Below are 19,783 nucleotides of genomic sequence, written 5' to 3' on the forward strand. Positions count from 1 at the left end.
GCTACGTCGCACCGCGCCGGAGCGGCGAACCGCTCGTCGACAGGCTCCGTCGAGACTTGCCAACTGTATCGACGGCGCCGGTCATACTCCCGATACAGCCAAATAAAACCGCGCCTCACTGTATTGTTTTTTGTGCGGCAACTGTATTGGCGCGTGGGTCTCGTCCGACCTGCGGAGGCATCGATCCCGGACCAGGCCCTGAACGCGGTGGCCGGCCCATCGACGTCATGCCGCCTGCGCCGCCGGCTCCGCCACTGCAGGGCCGTGCCATGAAAACATCCGCGAGGCTTCACCGCATCAATCTCGCGACGAATGCTCAACGCCATGTGTCGGTCAATTCGTTGGCGAGCACCATCTTCTGCCGGATCACTTCCACAAAGGCAGCGTCGGCACCACCGTGCGCCTTGAGGAATTTGAGCGCGGCGGAATGTACCGTGCGCATGGCCCGTCCGTCGATTCCGCTCATGCGTGCCGCGCTGCCACGCGTTTCTTCGACCAGATCGCGCGCGCTGCTGAAGTCGGGCGACAAACCGCTTTGCGTTTCGAATGCGGTGCTTAACGCCTGCGCGTAATCGCGCGACGCTCCGAGCCGGTCGATGTCGATCAACAGATCGACGCCATCCGCCATACGCAACGCGCAAAGAATCCACAACGCGATGAATGCCCGATACGCGTTATTGCCTTCCGCCGTGCGCGCATAGTGCTCGCACGCCATTGCATATGCGTCCTCCGAAGCAGGCGCGGCGGGCGGCAAGCGCGCGCCGCATGTGTCGATAGCCTGCCTGACCAGCGGATCCGCCTGATTCAGCCCCAGCACGCGAAACGGAGCCGCCACGAAAAACGGATTGCTCCATTGCCGGCTGAGCAGCCACCCCGAAGCAAACTGCGACGCCGGATTGCGCAACACGCCCACATGCATCGCCTGCGGAAAAGCCGCCCGCAGCCACGGCAGCCGGCCCGATGAACGGCAAAACTTGAAGACCGGCACGCTGCCTTGTGCGGCGGTGCGCTCGCACAGATTGCGTAAATAGGCCTGTAATTGCGGGAATTCCGCGTCCGGCACCTTAGCAAAGCGATCGAGACTGAAACGCCTTTGATAGCCGGCCACACCGCGCACACCTTCCTGCAGGAACGGTCTATATTCCTCGAAATACGGCGCGGCGAGCGGCGGGTGTCCAGAAGTAAGCGTGGGACGCGACGCGGAAACGTCGGCAAGACTCAACTCCGCGAGCACATTGCTGAGCGGCTCATAGAAAGCGGTCACGGTATCGAGTTCGCGCAAACGCGACCAGACCCACGTTCCCGCACTACGCCAGCCCGTATGCAGAAACACTGCCTGTTTCAAGGCGCGGTGCTGCGCGGCATCGTTCGACAGACCATTCGACGGCCCATTAGACAACGGCATGTGGACTTCTCTTTCAAATGAAAAACAACGGGAATTCAGCGCAAGCGCACGCTTTGGCGGACCGCGCTGACGGTCGAGTAACAGAAGCATCACTTTACCTTGCCAACCAGGCTGCGTTGGCCGCCACGCGCGCCGGACCGGACTGGAACCGCACATGCAAACACTTTAAGCTGCCAGACTTCCGCACTCAAACGTTGCTGCCATGAACGATTCGGCCGATATCCGCTTCCTGTTGACGCTGCGCGAAAGCGGGAGCCTGATCGCCGCCGCGCGAAAGCTGGGGTTGTCGCCCTCCGCGGTCACGCAGCGTCTTCAACAACTGGAAAAGAAACTGGGCGCGCAACTGGTGAACCGCACCGCGCGCCGCCTGCAATTCACCGAAGAAGGCACGCTGCTGTGCGAACGGGGGGCCAAGCTCGTCCAGCAGTTCGACGCGCTGTTCGAGGATTTGCAGATGCGCCGCGGCGGACTCGTCGGTACGCTAAAAATCAACGCGCCGCTGGGGTTCGGACGGCGACATCTCGCTCCAGCGATTGCCGCGTTCCAGCAGCAGAATCCGGATATCGATATCGCGCTCACGCTATCCGACCGGCCTTTGACCGAGACCACGGACCGTTTCGATATCGTCGTGCATATCGGCGAACTGCCGGTGTCGAACCTGGTCGGCTACACGATTGCACCGAACGCGCGGTTCGTCTGCGCAGCGCCTGCATTGATCAAGCGAACCGGCGCGCCGGAGTCTCCGGATGAGTTGAGCAAATTACCCTGCATCGTGCTGCGCGAGAATAACGAAGATGTTTCGCTGTGGCAGTTCAGCAAAGGACGTACGCGCCGCAGCGTGCGTGTGTCTTCCCGCCTGAGCTGCAATGACGGCGACGTGATCCGCCAGTGGGCCTGCGAAGGCCGCGGCGTGATCCTGCGTTCCGAATGGGACGTGGCCGACGACCTCGCGAAGGGCAAGCTCATCCGTTTGCTGCCGGAATGGAGAGCGCCCGCAGCCGACGTCATCGCCCTCACGCATCAGCGGACCGGCCTGCCGGCGCGCACCCGCCATTTCATGCAGTATTTGCAGAGCAGATTCAGGCCGCAACCACCCTGGCGGCGATGAGTGTCAACACGCGTTGCGCGAAATCACGAATCAATCATTCAGTCCGACTGAATCCATGAGTTAGTCCATTTGAACGTTGCCGCGCCAATCGAACTTTATAATCAGTTCACCGTCTACTGCCGGCCTGATCATGACCCTCGCTTCCGTGCCCGCCGCCTATCCCAAAGCGGTCCTGTTCGACCTGCTGACCGCCCTGCTCGACTCATGGAGCTCATGGAATCGCGCCGCCGGTTCCGAACAGGCGGGCCGCGCATGGCGCGCCGCTTATCTGCGGCTGACCTACGGCTGCGGCAAGTACCTCGCGTATGAACAACTGGTGCGCGAAGCCGCCGCACAAGTCGGGCTGCCCGAATCCGCGGCGCTTGCGCTCGAAGCGGACTGGCTGAACCTCGCGCCGTGGAGTGGTGCCGTCGATGCATTGCAAACGCTCGCGCCGCATTGCAAGCTGGCCGTCGTCACCAACTGCTCGGCGCGCCTCGGCACACAGGCGGCGAATCTCCTCCCGGTTCGCTGGAACGCAATCGTCACCGCCGAAGAAGCCGGCATGTACAAACCGGATCCGCTACCCTACCGTCTCGCCCTGCAAAAACTCGGCATAGCGGCCCATGAAGCCGCGTTCGTGGCGGGCTCCAGCCACGATATGTTCGGCACTGCCGCCGTCGGCTTGCGGACCTACTGGCACAACCGCGTCGGCCTGCCGCTCGTAACCGGCGCACAGCCGCCCGAGATCGAAGCGCCGACGCTCGACTCGCTCGTTGCATGGCTCGCCCGCTTCGGCGTGAACCGGCGCGACCGCGCATGACTCCATTTTCCCGGTGAAAGCATGAAACTCGACCAGATCGAAACCCCCGCCGCGTTAATCGATATCGCCCGCATGCAGAAGAACATCGCGCGAATGCAGGGGCATATGAACGCGCTCGGCGTCGCGTTTCGTCCACACGTGAAAACCACCAAATGCATCGACGTGGTCCGCGCGCAGATCGCCGCAGGCGCGCGCGGCATTACTGTTTCGACGTTGAAGGAGGCGGAGGCATTCTTTGCCGCGGGCGCCGAAGACATTCTTTACGCCGTCAGCATGGCTCCGTCGAAGCTGCCGAGAGCGCTCGCGCTGCGCCGCCAGGGCTGCGATCTGAAGCTCGTGGTGGATAACCCGAACGCCGCAGCCGCCATTGCCGCATTCAGCGACCAGCACGGCCAAACCTTCGAGGTATGGATCGAAGTGGACACGGACGGACACCGCTCAGGCATCACACCGGAACAGGACACCTTGCTCGAAGTCGGCCGGATTCTGCACGAGAACGGCGTGAAGGTGGGCGGCGTGATGACCCATGCCGGCTCCAGCTACGAACTGGATACGCCCGAGGCGCTCGCCGCGCTGGCGGAACAGGAACGCGCGGGCTGCGTCCGCGCGGCACAGCGGCTGCGCGAGGCCGGCATTGCGTGCCCGGCGGTCAGCGTCGGCTCGACGCCGACCGCTCTTGCGGCTACGCAACTGGAAGGCGTCACGGAAGTGCGCGCGGGAGTGTACGTGCTGTTCGATCTCGTCATGCATAACGTCGGCGTATGCGCGCTCGACGATATCGCGCTCAGCGTGCTCGCCACGGTGATCGGCCATCAGGCGGACAAGGGCTGGGCCATTCTCGACGCGGGCTGGATGGCAATGAGCCGTGATCGCGGCACCTCGAAGCAGTCGCACGATTTCGGCTACGGCCAGCCATGTCTGCTGAACGGCACGCCGCTGCCCGGCTATGTAATAAGCGCCGCCAATCAGGAACACGGCATTCTCTCTGCGACGGCAGAACACGCACACACCGGCGAAGACATCACGCAACGCTTCCCGATCGGCATGAAACTGCGCGTCCTGCCGAATCATGCGTGCGCCACCGGCGCGCAGTTTCCCGAATACCACGCGGTGACGCCGGACGGCGACAGCGTGGAATGGAGACGTTTTCACGGTTGGTAAACCCGCGCGCAAACGCCAGGCCTTACTTCACTCCTCTTCTTCCTCCAGACCGGCCAGCAGATCGTCCACGGCGCGATATACGCGCTCGACGATCTCCGGCCCCACCTTGCGCTCCAACTCGCGGTAATGCGCCTCGAGGTCTTTGGAAATCACGCGCACCAATTCCAGGCTCGTGCCCGTGAGCGACACCAGCACGCGCCGCTGATCTTCGGCGAATCGCTCCTTGGTCACCAGTTCCATGCTCTCCATGCGCGCGAGCACGCCGGCCATGCTCGGGCTCGAAATCGTGCAGATATCGGAGATATGGCGCGGCTCCATCGGGCCGTGTTCATTTAGCGCGCGAATCACGCGCCACTGCTGCTCGGTCAATCCATGCGCGGTAATCAATGGACGAAAACGCTCCATCATTTTTTCTCTGGCGCGCAGCAACAACATTGGCAGGTTGCGGTGCAAAACTCGGGTCGAAGCGGAAGCGGACATAGTGGAAGTTGAATTGAAACCAGCCGTGGAAGCTTAAGGGAAAACCCGCGATCAGCCGACAGACTATTGACCCTGGATGATATCAAGCGCAATACTACTAACATGTTAGTGTTTTTGACAAGAGACAGGTCATTTATGTTTGCACTTGCCGATCATCTGCTGCATCCCGAAGGCGAGGCGCTGCCCCGCGACGTGGATGCGAGCAGCGCGGCCGCGCTGCTCGCACGCGGCATGGCATGCCGCGCACCGGTTAGCGGCGCGGTCTACGGCACCTTGCTGAACGACCGAGCCGCGCTCGCGGCGTTGGGCGATGCGATGCACGCCGCACCCTATAAAGCGCCGCCGAAAGCGCCGGTGCTCTATCTGAAGCCGCGCAATACGCTCGCCGGACATCGCGCGCGTGTCGTGGTGCCGGACAATGCGTTGGGCGTAGAAATCGGCGCGTCGCTCGGCATCGTGATTGGCCGCACCGCAACACGTGTCGGCGTGGAGCAGGCGTTGCACTACATTGCCGGCTATACGCTGGTTGCCGATCTCAGCGTGCCGCATGCGAGCGTGTACCGGCCGTCGGTACGATTCCGGGCGCGCGACGGTTTCTGCGTCGTTGGGCCGGCCGTGGTTGCAGCGCGTCATATTCCCGCGCCGGATGATCTGCAGATCGAGGTTTCGCTTAACGGGGGCGCGACTTTCAGCGCGAGCACCGCGTCGTCGGTACGGAATGTGGCGCAACTGCTCACGGACGTAACCGACTTCATGACGCTCGGCGCGGGCGACGTCATCACGCTCGGCGTGCCGCATGGTTCGCCCGTCGCGCATATCGGCGACTCGGCCACGTTGTCGATCGGCGCAATGCCGCCGCTTACGGTGTCGTTCGTCGGTGCCGAAGAACAAGAGGGAGAACAGCCATGATGCGCGGCCGTGTTGCGTATGCGGGCGCGATTCACGAAGCCTATCCCGACACCAATGGCGTGCGTCTCGCCGATGGCCGCGTGCGCGGCGAGCATGAAGTGGTCTGGCTTGCCCCGATCGAAGTCGGCACGATCTTCGCGCTCGGCTTGAACTACGCCGAGCATGCGAAGGAATTGCAGTTCGGCAAACAGGAAGAGCCGCTCGTGTTTCTCAAGGGACCGCGCACGGTGCTGGGTCATCGCGGCGTGACGCGCCGCCCCGTCGACGTCACCTTCATGCACTACGAGTGCGAACTCGCGGTCGTGATCGGGCAAACCGCGCGTAACGTCACCCGCGAAAACGCCATGCAGCATGTGGCCGGCTATATGATCGCCAACGACTACGCGATTCGCGACTACCTCGAAAACTATTACCGCCCCAACCTGCGCGTGAAGAATCGCGATGGCGGCACAGTGCTCGGCCCCTGGTTCGTCGACGCAGCGGATATCGGAGACGTCACGCAACTGGAGTTGCGCACGTTCGTGAACGGCACGCGTCAGCAACACGGCAATACGCGCGACCTCGTCACCGATATTCCGGCGTTGATCGAATACCTGAGCAGTTTCATGACCCTCGCGCCCGGCGACGTGATCCTGACCGGCACGCCGGAGGGCATCGTCAATGTCAATGCGGGCGACGAAGTGGTCTGCGAAATCGACGGCCTTGGCCGTCTCGTCAATACGATTGCGTCAGACGCGGACTTCGGCCGCGCCTGATCGACTGCTTTACATGGGACAACAAGCCAATGCGAATCGACCATCTGATCAACGGCAAATCAGGCGCCGCGAAAGACTACTTCGAAACCGTCAATCCGGCCACGCAAGAGGTACTCGCTGAAGTAGCCCGCGGCGGTGCGGAAGAAGTGGACGCCGCCGTGCGCGCCGCCAAAGACGCGTTTCCCGCATGGGCCGCCAGGCCAGCCGTGGAACGCGCGAAGCTGGTCCGCAAGCTCGGCGAATTGATTGCGAAGAATGTGCCGGAAATCTCGGAGACCGAAACGAAGGACACCGGTCAGACGATCTCGCAGACGCGCAAGCAACTCGTGCCGCGCGCCGCCGACAACTTCAGCTACTTCGCCGAAATGTGCACGCGTGTCGACGGCCATACGTATCCGACCGATACGCATCTGAACTACACGCTGTTTCATCCGGTCGGCGTCTGCGCGCTGATCTCGCCGTGGAACGTGCCGTTCATGACGGCGACCTGGAAGGTGGCGCCCTGTCTCGCATTCGGCAATACGGCCGTGTTGAAGATGAGCGAACTGTCGCCGCTCACCGCCGCGATGCTCGGCAATCTCGCGCTCGAAGCCGGCATTCCCGCCGGCGTGCTGAACGTGGTGCACGGCTTCGGCAAAGAAACCGGCGAACCGCTGGTCGCGCATCCGGACGTGCATGCCGTGTCGTTCACCGGTTCGACGGCGACCGGCAACCGTATCGTGCAAACCGCGGGGCTGAAGAAGTTTTCGATGGAACTCGGCGGCAAGTCGCCGTTCGTGATTTTCGACGACGCCGACTTCGAACGCGCACTCGACGCCGCCGTGTTCATGATCTTCTCGAACAATGGTGAACGCTGCACGGCGGGTTCGCGCATTCTCGTGCAACGGGGCATTTACGCGCGCTTTGCCGAGCGTTTCGTCGAGCGTGCGAAGCGTTTGAGCGTGGGCGATCCGCTGTCCGACAACACCATTGTCGGCCCCATGATCAGCCAGGGCCATCTGGCGAAAGTGCGCAGCTATATCGAACTGGGCCCGAAAGAAGGCGCGGCGCTCGCGTGCGGCGGCCTCGATCTGCCCGCGTTGCCCGACGCGCTGCGCAAAGGCAACTTCGTCCAGCCCACCGTGTTCGTCGATGTCGACAACCGCATGCGTATCGCGCAGGAAGAAATCTTCGGCCCGGTCGCCTGCCTGATTCCGTTCGACGACGAAGCCGACGCGATCAAGCTCGCCAACGACATCTCCTACGGCCTGTCGAGCTACATCTGGACCGAGAACACGGGCCGCGCGCTGCGCGTTGCCGCCGCCGTCGAAGCGGGCATGTGCTTTGTCAACAGCCAGAACGTGCGCGATCTGCGCCAGCCGTTCGGCGGCACCAAGTCATCCGGCGTGGGTCGCGAAGGTGGTACGTGGAGCTACGAAGTGTTCCTCGAACCGAAGAACGTTTGTGTGTCGCTCGGCTCGCATCACATTCCGCGCTGGGGCGTTTGAGGCGCGGATGTTTTGTGCGCGTGGGCGTGATGCATCGCGCGGAACAGGCCATACCAAATAGCAATTATCCTGCATGGGAGACCGCGATGGGCAAACTCGCGTTGGCAGCAAAAGTGACTCACGTCCCGTCGTTATATCTGTCCGAGCTCGACGGTCCGCATAAGGGCTGCCGTCAACCCGCGATCGACGGTCATCATGAAATCGGCCGGCGTTGCCGCGAACTGGGCGTGGATACGATCGTCGTGTTCGACGTGCATTGGCTGGTGAACAGCGAATACCATATCAATTGCGCGCCGAAGTTCGAAGGTATCTATACGAGCAACGAGTTGCCGCATTTCATCAAGAACATGCCGTACGCGTATCCGGGCAATGTCGGACTCGGTAATCTGATCGCGGAAGTCGCCAACGAAATGGGCGTAAAGAGCCGCGCGCACAGCGAGACCACGCTCGAACTCGAATACGGCACGCTGGTGCCGATGCGCTACATGAACGCGGATCAGCATTTCAAGGCCGTCTCGGTAGCGGGCTGGTGCGTGTGGCATGACCTCGACACGAGCGTGCGCTTCGGCCTCGCGGTGCGCAAGGCGATCGAGGAACGTTACGAGGGCACCGTCGCGATTCTGGCGAGCGGGTCGCTGAGTCATCACTTCGCCAACAACGGCACGGCCGAACAGTTCATGCACAAGGTGTGGAATCCGTTTCTCGAACAGATGGACCGCAAGGTGGTCGAGTTGTGGGAAGCCGGCGACTGGAAGACCTTCTGTGAAATGCTGCCGCTTTACAACGAGAAATGCTGGGGCGAAGGCGGCATGCACGACACCGCCATGCTGCTCGGCGCGCTCGGCTGGGATCGTTACGAGGGCAAGGTGGAGGTCGTCACGCCGTACTTCGGCAGTTCGGGCACTGGCCAGATCAACGCGATCTTTCCGGTTACGCCCCTGCCCGTTTGAGTTGCAACGAAGGAGTTCACTGTGCCGCATCTGACACTCGAATACAGCGCCAATCTCGCCGGCGCGGAAAGCATCGGACAACTGTGCAACGCGCTCGCGCATTGCCTCGACGCGCAGCGCGAAAGTGGCAACGAAGGCGAACAGCGCGTCTATCCGCTCGGTGGCATCCGCGTGCGCGCGTTGCGCTGCGAGCAGTACTGCATCGCCGACGGACGCACCGACGCTGCATTTCTGCACGCGAACCTGAAGATCGGCGCAGGCCGCCCGGAAGCCGTGAAAAAGGCCACCGGCGAAGCGTTGTTCGCGCTGATCAAACAGCACTTCGCCGCTGAATTCGAACAGCACGGCCTGGCGTTGTCGCTGGAGATCAATGAATTCAGCGAAGCCGGTACGTGGAAACACAACAACCTGCACGCGCGCCTGAAGGCCGAATAGCGGCTCATCGAGAATCCACCATGCTAGACGAACAGACTATCCGCGACCTTGCGGCACAACTCGACCATGCCGAGAAAACGCGTACTCAATTGCGCCACTTCTCCGCCGCCTATCCGCAGATGACCGTACAGGACGGTTACGCGATCCAGCGCGAGTGGGTGAAACTGAAACTCGCCGAAGGCCACGTGATCAAGGGCCGCAAAATCGGCCTCACGTCGCGCGCCATGCAGCGCTCGTCGCAGATCGACGAACCCGACTACGCGCCGCTGCTCGACAGCATGTTCATCGAAAACGGCCAGGACATACGCGCGGACCGCTTCATTGCGCCGCGCGTGGAAGTGGAACTGGCGTTCGTGCTGAGCAGGCCGCTGAAAGGCCCTGGCGTAACGCTGTTCGACGTGCTGGACGCGACCGCCTACGTAACGCCGGCCGTGGAAATCATCGACGCGCGCATCGAACAGTTCGACCGCGAAACCCGAGCGCCGCGCAAGGTCTACGACACGATCTCGGACTTTGCGGCGAATGCGGGCATCGTGCTGGGCGGCCGTCCCGTGCGTCCGCTGGATGTCGATCTGCGCTGGGTCGGCGCGCTGCTTTACAGGAACGGCGCGGTGGAAGAAAGCGGACTCGCGGCGGCGGTATTGAATCATCCGGCCACAGGCGTGGCCTGGCTCGCCAACAAGATCGCTCCGTACGACGAAATGCTCAACGCGAACGACGTGATCCTGAGCGGTTCGTTCACCAGCCCTATTCCCGCGCGGGCAGGCGACACCTTTCATGTCGACTATGGTCCGCTGGGCGGAATCGGCCTGAACTTCATTTGAGTCGACCAACATGTCTCTACCGCAAAACCATTTCAAGCGCGCGCTGGCCGAAGGCAAACCGCAATTCGGCCTATGGGCCGCGCTCGCCGACGCGTATGTGACCGAGTTGCTGGCCACCGCCGGTTTCGACTGGCTGCTGATCGACAACGAGCATGCGCCGAACGACGTGCGCAGCACGCTGGCCCAATTGCAGGCGGTGGCCGCATATGCATCGCATCCGGTGGTACGGCCGGTGCGCAGCGACGCAGCGTTGATCAAGCAGTTGCTCGACATCGGCGCCCAAACCCTCTTGCTGCCGATGATCGACACGGCCGAACAGGCGGCCGATGCGGTCGCGGCCACACGCTATCCGCCCCAGGGCATTCGCGGCGTGGGCAGTGCGTTGGCACGCGCATCGCGCTGGAACCGGATACCGGATTATCTGGGCACGGCGGCAGATGAGTTGTGCGTGCTGGTGCAGGTGGAATCCGTGCAGGGCATGGAGAACTTGCCGGAAATTGCGGCAGTGGATGGCGTCGACGGCGTGTTCTTCGGTCCGGCGGATCTGAGCGCCTCGATGGGCCTGCTGGGCAAACCCGGCGATACCAGCGTGCGCGAAGCGATTCGCAACGGCATCCGGATCGCGCGAAGCGCGGGCAAAGCCGCAGGCGTGCTCGCGCCCGATCCGGCGATTGCCGCCGACTATCTCGAAGCGGGCGCCACCTTTGTCGCGGTCGGTACGGACACGGGTTTGCTGAGCCGTGCGGCGGCAGATCTGGCGGCGTCGTATAAACAGACGCCAGCAATGGCGACCTCGCCAAAAGGCGGGTATTGAACGAATCTGCCGGACAGAAACACGCGAGCCTGCGGCGTGAGAAAAAACCCTACTCCCCCGCAGGCCACGGCAGTCCCAACGCCGACCAATCCAGCTCCACCCCGATCACGCAACGCTCGGCGGCAAATTGCGCCGCCAGCGTCACCGCGATACACGGCCTGCCGCTCGCCAGCGAAAGGTAAGGATTACTCGCCACCGCCACGCCCGGCAACAACACCGCATTGCGGAAATACGGACGATGATCCCAGCGCGCATCGCGCGGATTCGCCACAGGCTGCAGCGAGGCGCCTTCACTGCTCCAGGCCGGCCCCGGCACCTCGTGGCCGATCTGCCTGCCTGAGTCGTCGAGAATGAAACAGCTGATGCAGCGATCGAACCTTGCGAGAGACGCAAACGCCTCTTCCTTGGCGACGCCGGCCAGCAATGCGTCGGCGGCAAGCCGCAAGGCTGCGCGGTAAGGCTCCACTTCGGATTCGAACAACGCATGCTGATGCGCGCGGCCATGCGCGATGACATCGAAAGCATCGTCGATGCGCTGATGCACCGACTCGGGCGGCGCAATCTCCGCAGCCGGCCGGCCCAGCAGATAACCCTGCGCGAAATCCACATTGGATTCCACGGCGAGAATCAGTTCCTCGGTGGTCTCCACGCCTTCGACGACCACCAGCATGCCCGCCTGATGCAGCAGCGAAACGAGCTTCGGAAGAATAGGTTGCTCGGTGCCGTGACTCGTCGCGCGAATCAGTTCGCCGTCGAGCTTGACGAGGTCCGGGCGAATCCGCAACAGCCGGTCGAGATTCGACTGACCGGCGCCGAAATCGTCGACGGCGATCAGAAAGCCGTGCTCGCGGTACAACGCCGCCGCCCGCGACATGTCGTCCACACTGCCGCCGTGCGATTCGAGAATCTCCAGAATCACCCGTTCCGGCTCGAGCCCCACGGCCCGCACGAGCTTTGCCAGTTGATCCGCATAACCTTCGGCGATGAACGTGGCCGGCAGAATGTTGAGGAAGAGCCACGCGTGGTCCGGCAGCGACCCGCGCGCATTGGCCAGATGCACGGCGTGACTCGCGCGGTCGAGCGCGCCTTCGTCGCTGGAAGGCTTCGGCGCGAACAGAACCGCGGGCGGCACCAGCGCGCCGTCGCCCTGCTCGCCGCGCAGCAAGGCCTCGAATCCCACCTGCTTCTGATGCGACAGGCTGTAGAGCGGCTGGAAATGCGAGGTCAGGTAGTAATCCTCCCAGCGATGCCGCCGCACCGCCGCCCCACCCTCGCCGGCTCCGTCGTCGACAAGCAGTTGCAACGCATCGCGCGGCAGCGGACGCTCGGCGCACACGCGGTTTCTGCCGGAGTGCTTGGCGCGCAGCAAGGCTTCGTCGGCGCGATCGAGCAGCATCATGATGCTTTCGCCGCTGCGGTGCTCGGCCACGCCGAAGCTCGCGGTCAACTGGCCGTCCGGCCGTTCGATCGCGGCGATCGCGAGGCGCAACCGTTCGGCCAGATGAAGCGCGCCGGTGAGCCCGTCGCACAGCAGCAGCGCGAATTCCTCGCCGCCGATCCGGCTCACGCTGTCGTCCGCGGAGGCCTCTTCCATCAACGCGTGGGCCACCTCGTAGAGCGCGTGGTCGCCGACCGCATGGCCGAAGCGGTCGTTCAGGGATTTGAAGTTGTCGATGTCGAGAAAGATCGCGCTGATCCGCGTCTCCGGCGCGAGAGTGTCGAGGCGGCGCTCAGCATGCTTGACGAACGAACGGCGGTTTTGCAGGCCGGTCAGCGGGTCGGTAGCCGCGAGTTGCGCAAGCTGGCTTTCGAGCAGAAAGTGGTTGCGGCGAAACCGGTAGAAGCCGAAATGAAACACGGCGGAAGTCGGCACGCCGATCGCCACGACCCACATCCACACGACGATCTCCACATCGTGCGTCAACGGCTCGCCGAACAGCAACGCGTACGCCGTGGCATAAAACAGCGCGCTGCCGGCGACGAAATGCATGGGCGTGAGCCACAGCGGCGCGGCGCAAACCGGTATCACGACCATCGCGGGCAGCACCCACAGCAGCGGTTGCGCGACACCGGCAATGTTCAGCGCGAGGCCCGCCACCAGTACCTGCGAGTAAGCAACGCCGATCAGCCCGAACACCCACGTCGACCTTGCGCGCGGAATCGCCAGCACGAGCAGCGCGAGCACCAGTGCACATCCGAGCCGGTACTCGAGCGGCGCAGCCGGGCCATCCACCAGGTTGCGCGCCCCGATGAAGCACAGGAACGCGACCACGGTAAACGCCATCGTTACCGTGGAAAGCGGACGCTGGTGTTCGAGCGAACGCACGTGAAAGCGATCGCGCAAACCGGAATCCGACGGGTGCTGCGTTGAGTTGGAAAGCATATCGATAGATACCAGGCTGGTTCCGGTTACTCTGCCAATGTTTATCGGCCAATATCCGACAAATATTTATGCCTTCCGTACAAATCGGACAGAGAATCTTTCTTTACAGGCCGTTTTGCCTCAAGCCGCCATCACCCGATTGCGGCCCGACGCCTTGGCCACATAGAGCGCGCCGTCGGCACGCGCCATCAACTGGGCCAGCGATTCGTCGCGCCGAAGCTGGTCCACGCCGACACTGAAGGTGTAGCGCAGCCCGCGCGGCAAGCCGTTCGGCGCGGTCGACGCGAGGCGGATCCGCAGGCGGTCGAGCAGGCTCACCGCCTCGGCGGTGGTGGTGGCCGGGCACAGCACGCCGAATTCCTCGCCGCCCAGCCGGCCGAACACGTCTCCGGTCCGCAGGTTGCGTGCGACGAACGTGGCGAAGTGGCTCAGTACCTGGTCGCCCGCGGCGTGACCGTAGTTGTCGTTGACCGCCTTGAACGAGTCGATGTCGATGATCGCCATCGTTAGCGGCGAACGGGTTTGCCGCGATGCGTTCAGCAACACGTCGCCGGCCGCCAGGAACGCGCGGCGCGACAGCGCGCCCGTCAGGTCGTCGATATTGGCAAGCCGTTCGAGCCGTTCGGCGAGGCGGTCGTGGGCCAGCATCACCACGCCGATTGACAGACACAGCGGCGCAAGAATGCCGAGCGCGAGAAATATCACGTTGGAGGGCGAGACCTGCAGCAGCCCGGTCTGCATCAGCCAGCCGAAACCGTACATAAGCCCGCGCGACGTGTTCCCGGCGAACAGCAGCAGCGCCGCCACCGCGAGGAAGTAATAACTGTAGCGTGGCCGGTTCGAAGGACGCCCGCGCAGCATGAGCACGGCGAGCACGACATAAAGGCTCGCGTGAAACGCCGACACCAGCGCGACCCGCGCATTGAAGTCGGGCGCGGCAAAGGTCCAGTACGAAATGCCGACCAGCACCGCGACAAGGCCCACGTAGGCCGGCCAGGGCCGCGCGCGGCGCCCCAGAAAACGCAAACAGCCTTCGACCACCAGCAGCAGCGAAGCGGCCATCAGCACATTGGACGCCACGAAGGTCAACCACTGCGACGCATGGCCTTGCAGCGAGAAAGCGAGCAATGCGACGATCGCCACGGCGTTGGCCGACACCCAGTAGCCGACGCCGGGAATCGCCGCGCGCCACAACGAGCCGAGCACGGCGATTGCCATGACGCTCGACAGAACGGTGACCAGAAGAATGCTGAGTGGATTGAACATTGCGGCGAATTATCGAACAGCATCATACCAATGTGCCACGCACGCGTTTCGCGCGCGACCCGATGCAAGTGCGCAAGCTTAACGGGCGCGAGCGAAAGTTGGGGTGCGCAAGGCAATCGAAAGATTCGAAAAGAATGCCCGCCCGGGAAAATGCGAAGCGGCCACGTGGTCGCGCAACGTTGCGTTTATCACGAAAAGAAAAGAGTTAAATCAACGACCAAACCGGCCGTTAATGCAACCATGACGGCCGCATTGTTAGCGGCGCATCCACGATAGCGGGGCGAACAACCGATTCAAGCGGCAAAAGTTACGTAATCGATCTGCATCCGCCACCCTCGACTCCGCGTATACGCAGGCGAATCGAGAGTGGTTAAATCTTAATGTCTTAAGTAGACTGCTTCGAAGTGTGGTGAACAGACTGGACAGCCTGACAAAAGTACGCTGGGCCGAACACAATGCCCGAACTCCCGAACACACTTTTCTTTGCATTCGGCCGTGAGCGGCCGGCTGTCAAATGGCTCGACGCAATGGCCATCTCCTGGAAAACATGGTCCCAATTCTCGATTACCTGCTCGAACGTCAAATCTCGCCGCAATGGCGCGGCATGCTCACCGCTTTGGCAAGCGAATTCGAAGCACAGATCGGTCGCGACGAACTGCGCCAATTGATGCACCGCGTAGGCAGCCGCTTTGCGGCGGCGCATCCGCTGCCCGCCTGCGACTCGACGGCCGAACTCGCGCGCACCTTGAACCTGTATTGGCATGACATGGATTGGGGCTACGTCGAACTGGCCGACGAACCCGAGTCGCTGCGCATCGTTCACTATTGCGCGCCGTTGCAGGCATTCGGCGGCACGGCGCTCGCATGGACGCCGGCGTTTCTCGAAGGCGTGTATCAGACCTGGCTGAGCGCATTGGGCGCGCAAGGTTTGTCGGTGGCGCAAACGAGCGGGTATAGCGAGGACACTGCCATCGAGTTTCGTCTGGGGCGTCATCCTGCCTGATCGGGACGCACAGCGTATGGAAGCAGCAGCACAGGCAGCAACACGAAGTGGAGAACGCGCCAGACCGGTGCGCGTGAAGTAGCGGGACAAACCGTACCCGTGTTTTGGCGCCGCGAACACAAGTTGAGATCGGGGCAAGGCTAGTCATGAACAAGACGGCGGCACAATGAGTTCATCGAGCGATATCGAAAAACTTTTCGATCACTTTGGCGGCGACGCCAACGCGTATCAGGAAATCGGCCGCGAAAACGAGGCGCGTTCGGCGCGCACCCGTTGGCCACTATTAGTCATGCTCGATCTGACCCAGCCCGCGATTCCCGCGATCGGGCAGCGTCGCGAGGCCAGACCTCAGGCGCCGGCGGCGGGGTCGCCGGTGGCCGTCGATCGCCGGGACACCACGGCGAAAGACGCAGCCTCCGTGACGCGCGCGAAGGCGCCGTTATTCACCCGTTCGCATCGGCGGGACATTCCGCCGGTGCCTGTGGCCGCGCCGGCTACGGTGCCGACGGGCGCTTCGCGCTTTCGCGCGCTCGAATCGAAAGACCAAGCGGCGCTGCAAGCTGCAAGCGTGGCTGCGGAAGTGGATGCCGTGGCGCCCGCGACCGTGCAAGCCGCACCGGCTGCTTCCGTGCCTCCCGCTATTGCCTTGCGTACGCCGGCCACCCCAACGATTCCGGCCGCCGCTCCCAATTGGGCACAAGCCCCAGCACCCGCACGCGCTTATACGACAGCGCCATCGGCGCCCTTAATGACTTCAATGCCGTCGGTGCCGGGCACAGCCGCCGCGCCGCCATCGCAACCCGCTTCGATTCTCGGCAAGCTGTTCGCGCCGCAGCCCGAAACCGCCCCGCCGCAACCCGCTGCAGCCGGCGGCGAACCGGCGCCGTTGCAAACCATCTTCGACCGTCTGCGCGGCACACCCGCCCAAACGGCCGCCGCACCAGCCGGTATTGCACCCGCCGCCACGCCCCGCACCTCCAACTCGTGGCTGATCAACGGCCCTCGTCGCTCATGAAAGTCATCGCGGTGGTGTCCGCCAAAGGCGGGGTCGGCAAGACCACCCTCGCCGCCAATCTCGCTTCCGTGCTGGCCGCGAGCGGCCGGCGTGTGATTGCGCTCGACCTGGACCCGCAGAACGCGCTGCGCCTGCACTTCGGCGTGCCGCTCGACAGCATCGACGGTTTGTCGCGCGCCACGCTGACGGGCGACCCGTGGCAGAGCGTGATGTTCGACGGCGTGGACGGCGTGACCGTGCTGCCCTATGGCGCATTGCTCGAAGACGACTGCCGCCGCTTCGAAGCGTATATCGACCAGGAGCCGCGCTGGCTCGCGCAGTCGTTGCAGAACCTGCATCTCGAAACGTCCGACATCGTGATCATCGACACGCCGCCAGGTTCGTCCGCCTATGTGCGCACGGCCTTGTGCGCGGCCACCTTCGCGCTGAACGTGGTGCTCGCCGACGCCGCCTCGTACGCCGCGATTCCGCAAATGGAGCGGCTGATCGAGGCCCACGCGGCGCCGCGCGCCGAGTTCGGCGGCGAAGGCTACGTGGTCAACCAGATCGACCAGTCGCGCCAGTTGACCAAAGACGTCCTCAAAGTGCTGCGCCAGATGCTCGGCGCCAAGCTGTTTCCGGGTGTGATCCATCTGGACGAAGGCGTGAGCGAAGCGCTCGCCTGCGACACGACGCTGATTCACTACGATCCGCTCAGCCAGGCCGCCGCCGATTTCCGCGCATGCGGCACGTGGCTGATGACGGCGGTCGATGCCATCGCCGTCTCGCCGAGGAACGTGGCATGAGCACGAGTTCAACGCCGGGGCTCGAGCCCGCCGAGCCGTCGCGGCTCGAACGCTTCGTCGACGCGCGCTTCTGGAACAGCCGCATCGTCACCGGACTCGTCACGCTGTTCGCACTGGTGATGCTGTACTTCGTGTTCACGGTGCCGCTCGCGTTCTATGAACAGTTGACGTTCGCGACCTGCTGCTTCGTCACCGCGCTCATGTTCCGCCGCCTGCAAGGCCGGTACGCGACGATGGTGATGATCATGCTGTCCGTGCTCACCTCGGGCCGCTACATGTACTGGCGGCTGACCGCGACGACTTATTGGGAGCATCCGCTCGACGCCTGCTGGGGTTTGCTGCTGGTGTCCGCTGAACTCTATTCGACCGTCGTGCTGATGCTCGGCTACTTTCAGACCGCCTGGCCGCTCAAGCGCACGCCGATGCCGCTGCCCGCCTCGCGCGACGAATGGCCGACCGTCGACGTGTTCATTCCGACCTACAACGAGCCGCTCTCGGTGGTGAAGCCGACCATCTACGCCGCGCTCGCGCTCGACTATCCGGCCGAGAAGATCTCGATCCATGTGCTCGACGACGGCCGCCGCCCCGAGTTCAAGGCGTTCTGCGAAGAGGTCGGCGTCAACTGGACGATCCGCACGCACAACCGCCACGCGAAAGCCGGCAACATCAACGAAGCGCTGAAGATCACCAGTGGCGAATACCTCGCGATTTTCGATTGCGATCACATTCCGACCCGCTCGTTCCTGCAGATCGGCCTCGGCTGGTTCCTGCGCGACAAGCTGCTGTCGATGCTGCAAACGCCGCACCACTTCTTCTCCGCCGATCCGTTCGAGCGCAATCTCGGCACGTTCCGCAAGGTGCCGAACGAAGGCGAACTGTTCTACGGTCTCGTGCAGGACGGCAACGACCTGTGGAACGCCACGTTCTTCTGCGGCTCGTGCGCGTTGCTGCGGCGGACCATGGTCGAGGAGATCGGCGGCATTGCGGTCGAAACCGTGACCGAAGACGCGCACACTGCCCTCAAGCTGCACCGCCTCGGCTACACCACCGCGTATCTGGCGATTCCGCAAGCCGCGGGACTCGCCACGGAAAGTCTCTCCGGCCACATCGGCCAGCGGATTCGCTGGGCGCGCGGCATGACGCAGATTTTCCGGATCGACAATCCGCTCACCGGCAAGGGTCTGAAAATCGGCCAGCGGCTGTGCTATCTGAACGCGATGATGCACTTCTTCTACGGCATTCCGCGTCTGGTGTTCCTGACCGCGCCGCTGTCGTATCTGTTCTTCGGCGCGCACGTGATCGAAGCGGCCGCCGGCACCATCGCGATCTACGCGCTGCCGCACATGATGCACGCGAGCATCACCAACTCGCGCATGCAGCGCTCGTTCCGCCATTCGTTCTGGGCCGAAGTGTACGAATCCGTGCTGGCTTCGTACATCACCGCGCCGACCCTGCTCGCGCTGATCAACCCGAAGCTCGGCAAGTTCAACGTGACGGCCAAGGGCGGCCAGATCGAGAAGAACTACTTCGACTGGGCCATCTCGCGGCCGTATCTGTTCCTGCTGTTGCTGAACCTGATCGGCTTCTGCGTGGGCGTCGTGCATATCTATTTCAACTGGCACATTCGCAGCGTGGTGCAGACCACCATCCTCAATCTCGGCTGGACCACCTACAACATGCTGATTCTCGGCGCGAGCGTGGCCGCCGCGAGCGAGCGCCGGCAGATTCGCGCGGTGCACCGCGTGGCGATGCAGATGCCCGTGATGCTCAAATTCTCGACCGGCCGCACGCTCGCCTGCGAAACCATCGACTACTCGGAAGGCGGCGTCGGCGTGGCGCTGCCCGCCTCGATCCAGGTGCCGATGCACGAACGCGTGACCGTCTCGCTGTTTCGCGGCGACGAGGAATACGCGTTCCCCGCAACGGTCGGCTTCACCGCACCAGGCCGCGTGGGTCTGCGCTTCTCCACCATGACGCGCGAGCAGGAGTACGAGTTCGTCAAGACCACCTTTGCACGCGCCGACGCCTGGACCGGCTGGGCGGAAGGACGGCAGCAGGACACGCCGCTGCGCGGCCTGTCGCATGTGTTGACGGTCGGCGCACGCGGCATTGCGGGTCTGTTCGAGCATCTCTATGCCGACCTTCGCAGTTCGATGAAAAGCCGTCCGATGGACGTCAAGAAGCTAAAAACGAAAGACTGA

Annotated in this window: 18 protein-coding genes; 14 read left to right on the plus strand and 4 right to left on the minus strand. The window is 63.2% G+C overall.

What is annotated here, in order from left to right; genetic code table 11:
- Positions 1 to 316: 316 nt before the first annotated feature.
- Positions 317 to 1,405 carry a hypothetical protein gene (locus NE850_RS05025; RefSeq protein WP_007176765.1) on the minus strand — a complete coding sequence of 363 codons (1,089 nt, stop codon included), beginning with the start codon at positions 1,403 to 1,405 and terminating at the stop codon, positions 317 to 319.
- 202 nt (positions 1,406 to 1,607) lie between these two features.
- Here NE850_RS05025 and NE850_RS05030 point away from each other — a divergent pair, with 202 nt between their 5' ends.
- From NE850_RS05030 to NE850_RS05040, 3 genes are all read left to right on the plus strand, one after another.
- Entirely contained in the window at positions 1,608 to 2,513 is a 906-nt protein-coding gene (locus NE850_RS05030; RefSeq protein ID WP_007176764.1) for a LysR family transcriptional regulator, read from the plus strand.
- A gap of 130 nt (positions 2,514 to 2,643) precedes the next feature.
- A complete protein-coding gene (locus NE850_RS05035; RefSeq protein WP_007176763.1) occupies positions 2,644 to 3,315 on the plus strand; it encodes an HAD family hydrolase in 672 nt (223 codons plus the stop codon).
- Between the two features lie 21 nt (positions 3,316 to 3,336).
- Positions 3,337 to 4,476: an alanine racemase gene (locus NE850_RS05040; protein WP_007176762.1), complete on the plus strand. Its 1,140-nt coding sequence runs from the start codon at positions 3,337 to 3,339 to the stop codon at positions 4,474 to 4,476.
- Positions 4,477 to 4,503: 27 nt separating this feature from the next.
- Here the strand turns inward: NE850_RS05040 and hpaR are convergent, their stop codons facing one another.
- Positions 4,504 to 4,911 carry a homoprotocatechuate degradation operon regulator HpaR gene (hpaR, locus tag NE850_RS05045; protein ID WP_007176761.1) on the minus strand — a complete coding sequence of 136 codons (408 nt, stop codon included), beginning with the start codon at positions 4,909 to 4,911 and terminating at the stop codon, positions 4,504 to 4,506.
- Between the two features lie 180 nt (positions 4,912 to 5,091).
- Here hpaR and NE850_RS05050 point away from each other — a divergent pair, with 180 nt between their 5' ends.
- The 7 genes from NE850_RS05050 to hpaI all read left to right on the plus strand — a co-directional run bounded on the left by NE850_RS05050 (position 5,092) and on the right by hpaI (position 11,130).
- Complete coding sequence (locus tag NE850_RS05050) at positions 5,092 to 5,865, plus strand: fumarylacetoacetate hydrolase family protein (RefSeq protein ID WP_007176760.1); 774 nt, start codon at positions 5,092 to 5,094, stop codon at positions 5,863 to 5,865.
- Positions 5,862 to 6,620, plus strand: a complete 759-nt coding sequence (locus NE850_RS05055; RefSeq protein ID WP_165188114.1) for a fumarylacetoacetate hydrolase family protein — start codon at positions 5,862 to 5,864, stop codon at positions 6,618 to 6,620. Before NE850_RS05050 ends, NE850_RS05055 begins: the two co-directional genes overlap by 4 nt.
- A gap of 29 nt (positions 6,621 to 6,649) precedes the next feature.
- Positions 6,650 to 8,107 (plus strand): 5-carboxymethyl-2-hydroxymuconate semialdehyde dehydrogenase, encoded by a 1,458-nt coding sequence (gene hpaE, locus NE850_RS05060; protein ID WP_007176758.1) that lies wholly within the window; start codon positions 6,650 to 6,652, stop codon positions 8,105 to 8,107.
- Positions 8,108 to 8,193: 86 nt separating this feature from the next.
- Entirely contained in the window at positions 8,194 to 9,057 is an 864-nt protein-coding gene (gene hpaD / locus NE850_RS05065) for a 3,4-dihydroxyphenylacetate 2,3-dioxygenase (protein WP_007176757.1), read from the plus strand.
- Positions 9,058 to 9,078: 21 nt separating this feature from the next.
- Positions 9,079 to 9,492 (plus strand): 5-carboxymethyl-2-hydroxymuconate Delta-isomerase, encoded by a 414-nt coding sequence (locus tag NE850_RS05070; RefSeq protein ID WP_007176756.1) that lies wholly within the window; start codon positions 9,079 to 9,081, stop codon positions 9,490 to 9,492.
- A gap of 20 nt (positions 9,493 to 9,512) precedes the next feature.
- Positions 9,513 to 10,316, plus strand: a complete 804-nt coding sequence (gene hpaH, locus NE850_RS05075) for a 2-oxo-hept-4-ene-1,7-dioate hydratase (RefSeq protein WP_007176755.1) — start codon at positions 9,513 to 9,515, stop codon at positions 10,314 to 10,316.
- Positions 10,317 to 10,326: 10 nt separating this feature from the next.
- Entirely contained in the window at positions 10,327 to 11,130 is an 804-nt protein-coding gene (gene hpaI / locus NE850_RS05080; RefSeq protein WP_310698500.1) for a 4-hydroxy-2-oxoheptanedioate aldolase, read from the plus strand.
- A 49-nt stretch (positions 11,131 to 11,179) separates the two neighbouring features.
- On the opposite strand, the gene NE850_RS05085 is transcribed toward hpaI, so the two are convergent.
- Both NE850_RS05085 and NE850_RS05090 read right to left on the minus strand, forming a co-directional pair.
- Positions 11,180 to 13,513 (minus strand): bifunctional diguanylate cyclase/phosphodiesterase, encoded by a 2,334-nt coding sequence (locus NE850_RS05085; RefSeq protein WP_007176753.1) that lies wholly within the window; start codon positions 13,511 to 13,513, stop codon positions 11,180 to 11,182.
- 120 nt (positions 13,514 to 13,633) lie between these two features.
- Complete coding sequence (locus NE850_RS05090) at positions 13,634 to 14,779, minus strand: GGDEF domain-containing protein (protein WP_007176752.1); 1,146 nt, start codon at positions 14,777 to 14,779, stop codon at positions 13,634 to 13,636.
- A gap of 547 nt (positions 14,780 to 15,326) precedes the next feature.
- Here NE850_RS05090 and bcsD point away from each other — a divergent pair.
- The 4 genes from bcsD to bcsA all read left to right on the plus strand — a co-directional run bounded on the left by bcsD (position 15,327) and on the right by bcsA (position 19,783).
- Positions 15,327 to 15,782: a cellulose biosynthesis protein BcsD gene (gene bcsD, locus NE850_RS05095; protein WP_007176751.1), complete on the plus strand. Its 456-nt coding sequence runs from the start codon at positions 15,327 to 15,329 to the stop codon at positions 15,780 to 15,782.
- A 166-nt stretch (positions 15,783 to 15,948) separates the two neighbouring features.
- Positions 15,949 to 16,797: a cellulose biosynthesis protein BcsP gene (bcsP, locus tag NE850_RS05100; protein WP_007176750.1), complete on the plus strand. Its 849-nt coding sequence runs from the start codon at positions 15,949 to 15,951 to the stop codon at positions 16,795 to 16,797.
- The gene (gene bcsQ / locus NE850_RS05105; protein ID WP_007176749.1) at positions 16,794 to 17,582 is read left to right on the plus strand and encodes a cellulose biosynthesis protein BcsQ; all 789 of its coding nucleotides are present in this window, start codon (positions 16,794 to 16,796) and stop codon (positions 17,580 to 17,582) included. Before bcsP ends, bcsQ begins: the two co-directional genes overlap by 4 nt.
- Positions 17,579 to 19,783: a UDP-forming cellulose synthase catalytic subunit gene (gene bcsA / locus NE850_RS05110; RefSeq protein ID WP_007176748.1), complete on the plus strand. Its 2,205-nt coding sequence runs from the start codon at positions 17,579 to 17,581 to the stop codon at positions 19,781 to 19,783. The genes bcsQ and bcsA overlap by 4 nt, the downstream gene beginning before the upstream one ends.

The organism is Paraburkholderia sp. USG1 (assembly GCF_031570135.1).
GTDB lineage: Bacteria > Pseudomonadota > Gammaproteobacteria > Burkholderiales > Burkholderiaceae > Paraburkholderia > Paraburkholderia dioscoreae.

What these genes read in the sequence shown, in the direction of transcription:
- hpaD (WP_007176757.1), top strand. Translation starts at nt 8,194, where the DNA reads ATGGGCAAACTCGCGTTGGCAGCAAAAGTGACTCACGTCCCGTCGTTA.
- hpaR (WP_007176761.1), bottom strand. Translation starts at nt 4,911, where the DNA reads ATGTTGTTGCTGCGCGCCAGAGAAAAAATGATGGAGCGTTTTCGTCCA.
- bcsQ (WP_007176749.1), top strand. Translation starts at nt 16,794, where the DNA reads ATGAAAGTCATCGCGGTGGTGTCCGCCAAAGGCGGGGTCGGCAAGACC.
- hpaH (WP_007176755.1), top strand. Translation starts at nt 9,513, where the DNA reads ATGCTAGACGAACAGACTATCCGCGACCTTGCGGCACAACTCGACCAT.
- bcsA (WP_007176748.1), top strand. Translation starts at nt 17,579, where the DNA reads ATGAGCACGAGTTCAACGCCGGGGCTCGAGCCCGCCGAGCCGTCGCGG.
- hpaI (WP_310698500.1), top strand. Translation starts at nt 10,327, where the DNA reads ATGTCTCTACCGCAAAACCATTTCAAGCGCGCGCTGGCCGAAGGCAAA.
- NE850_RS05030 (WP_007176764.1), top strand. Translation starts at nt 1,608, where the DNA reads ATGAACGATTCGGCCGATATCCGCTTCCTGTTGACGCTGCGCGAAAGC.
- NE850_RS05085 (WP_007176753.1), bottom strand. Translation starts at nt 13,513, where the DNA reads ATGCTTTCCAACTCAACGCAGCACCCGTCGGATTCCGGTTTGCGCGAT.
- NE850_RS05040 (WP_007176762.1), top strand. Translation starts at nt 3,337, where the DNA reads ATGAAACTCGACCAGATCGAAACCCCCGCCGCGTTAATCGATATCGCC.
- NE850_RS05055 (WP_165188114.1), top strand. Translation starts at nt 5,862, where the DNA reads ATGATGCGCGGCCGTGTTGCGTATGCGGGCGCGATTCACGAAGCCTAT.
- NE850_RS05025 (WP_007176765.1), bottom strand. Translation starts at nt 1,405, where the DNA reads ATGCCGTTGTCTAATGGGCCGTCGAATGGTCTGTCGAACGATGCCGCG.
- NE850_RS05035 (WP_007176763.1), top strand. Translation starts at nt 2,644, where the DNA reads ATGACCCTCGCTTCCGTGCCCGCCGCCTATCCCAAAGCGGTCCTGTTC.
- hpaE (WP_007176758.1), top strand. Translation starts at nt 6,650, where the DNA reads ATGCGAATCGACCATCTGATCAACGGCAAATCAGGCGCCGCGAAAGAC.
- NE850_RS05050 (WP_007176760.1), top strand. Translation starts at nt 5,092, where the DNA reads ATGTTTGCACTTGCCGATCATCTGCTGCATCCCGAAGGCGAGGCGCTG.
- bcsD (WP_007176751.1), top strand. Translation starts at nt 15,327, where the DNA reads ATGGTCCCAATTCTCGATTACCTGCTCGAACGTCAAATCTCGCCGCAA.
- NE850_RS05090 (WP_007176752.1), bottom strand. Translation starts at nt 14,779, where the DNA reads ATGTTCAATCCACTCAGCATTCTTCTGGTCACCGTTCTGTCGAGCGTC.
- bcsP (WP_007176750.1), top strand. Translation starts at nt 15,949, where the DNA reads ATGAGTTCATCGAGCGATATCGAAAAACTTTTCGATCACTTTGGCGGC.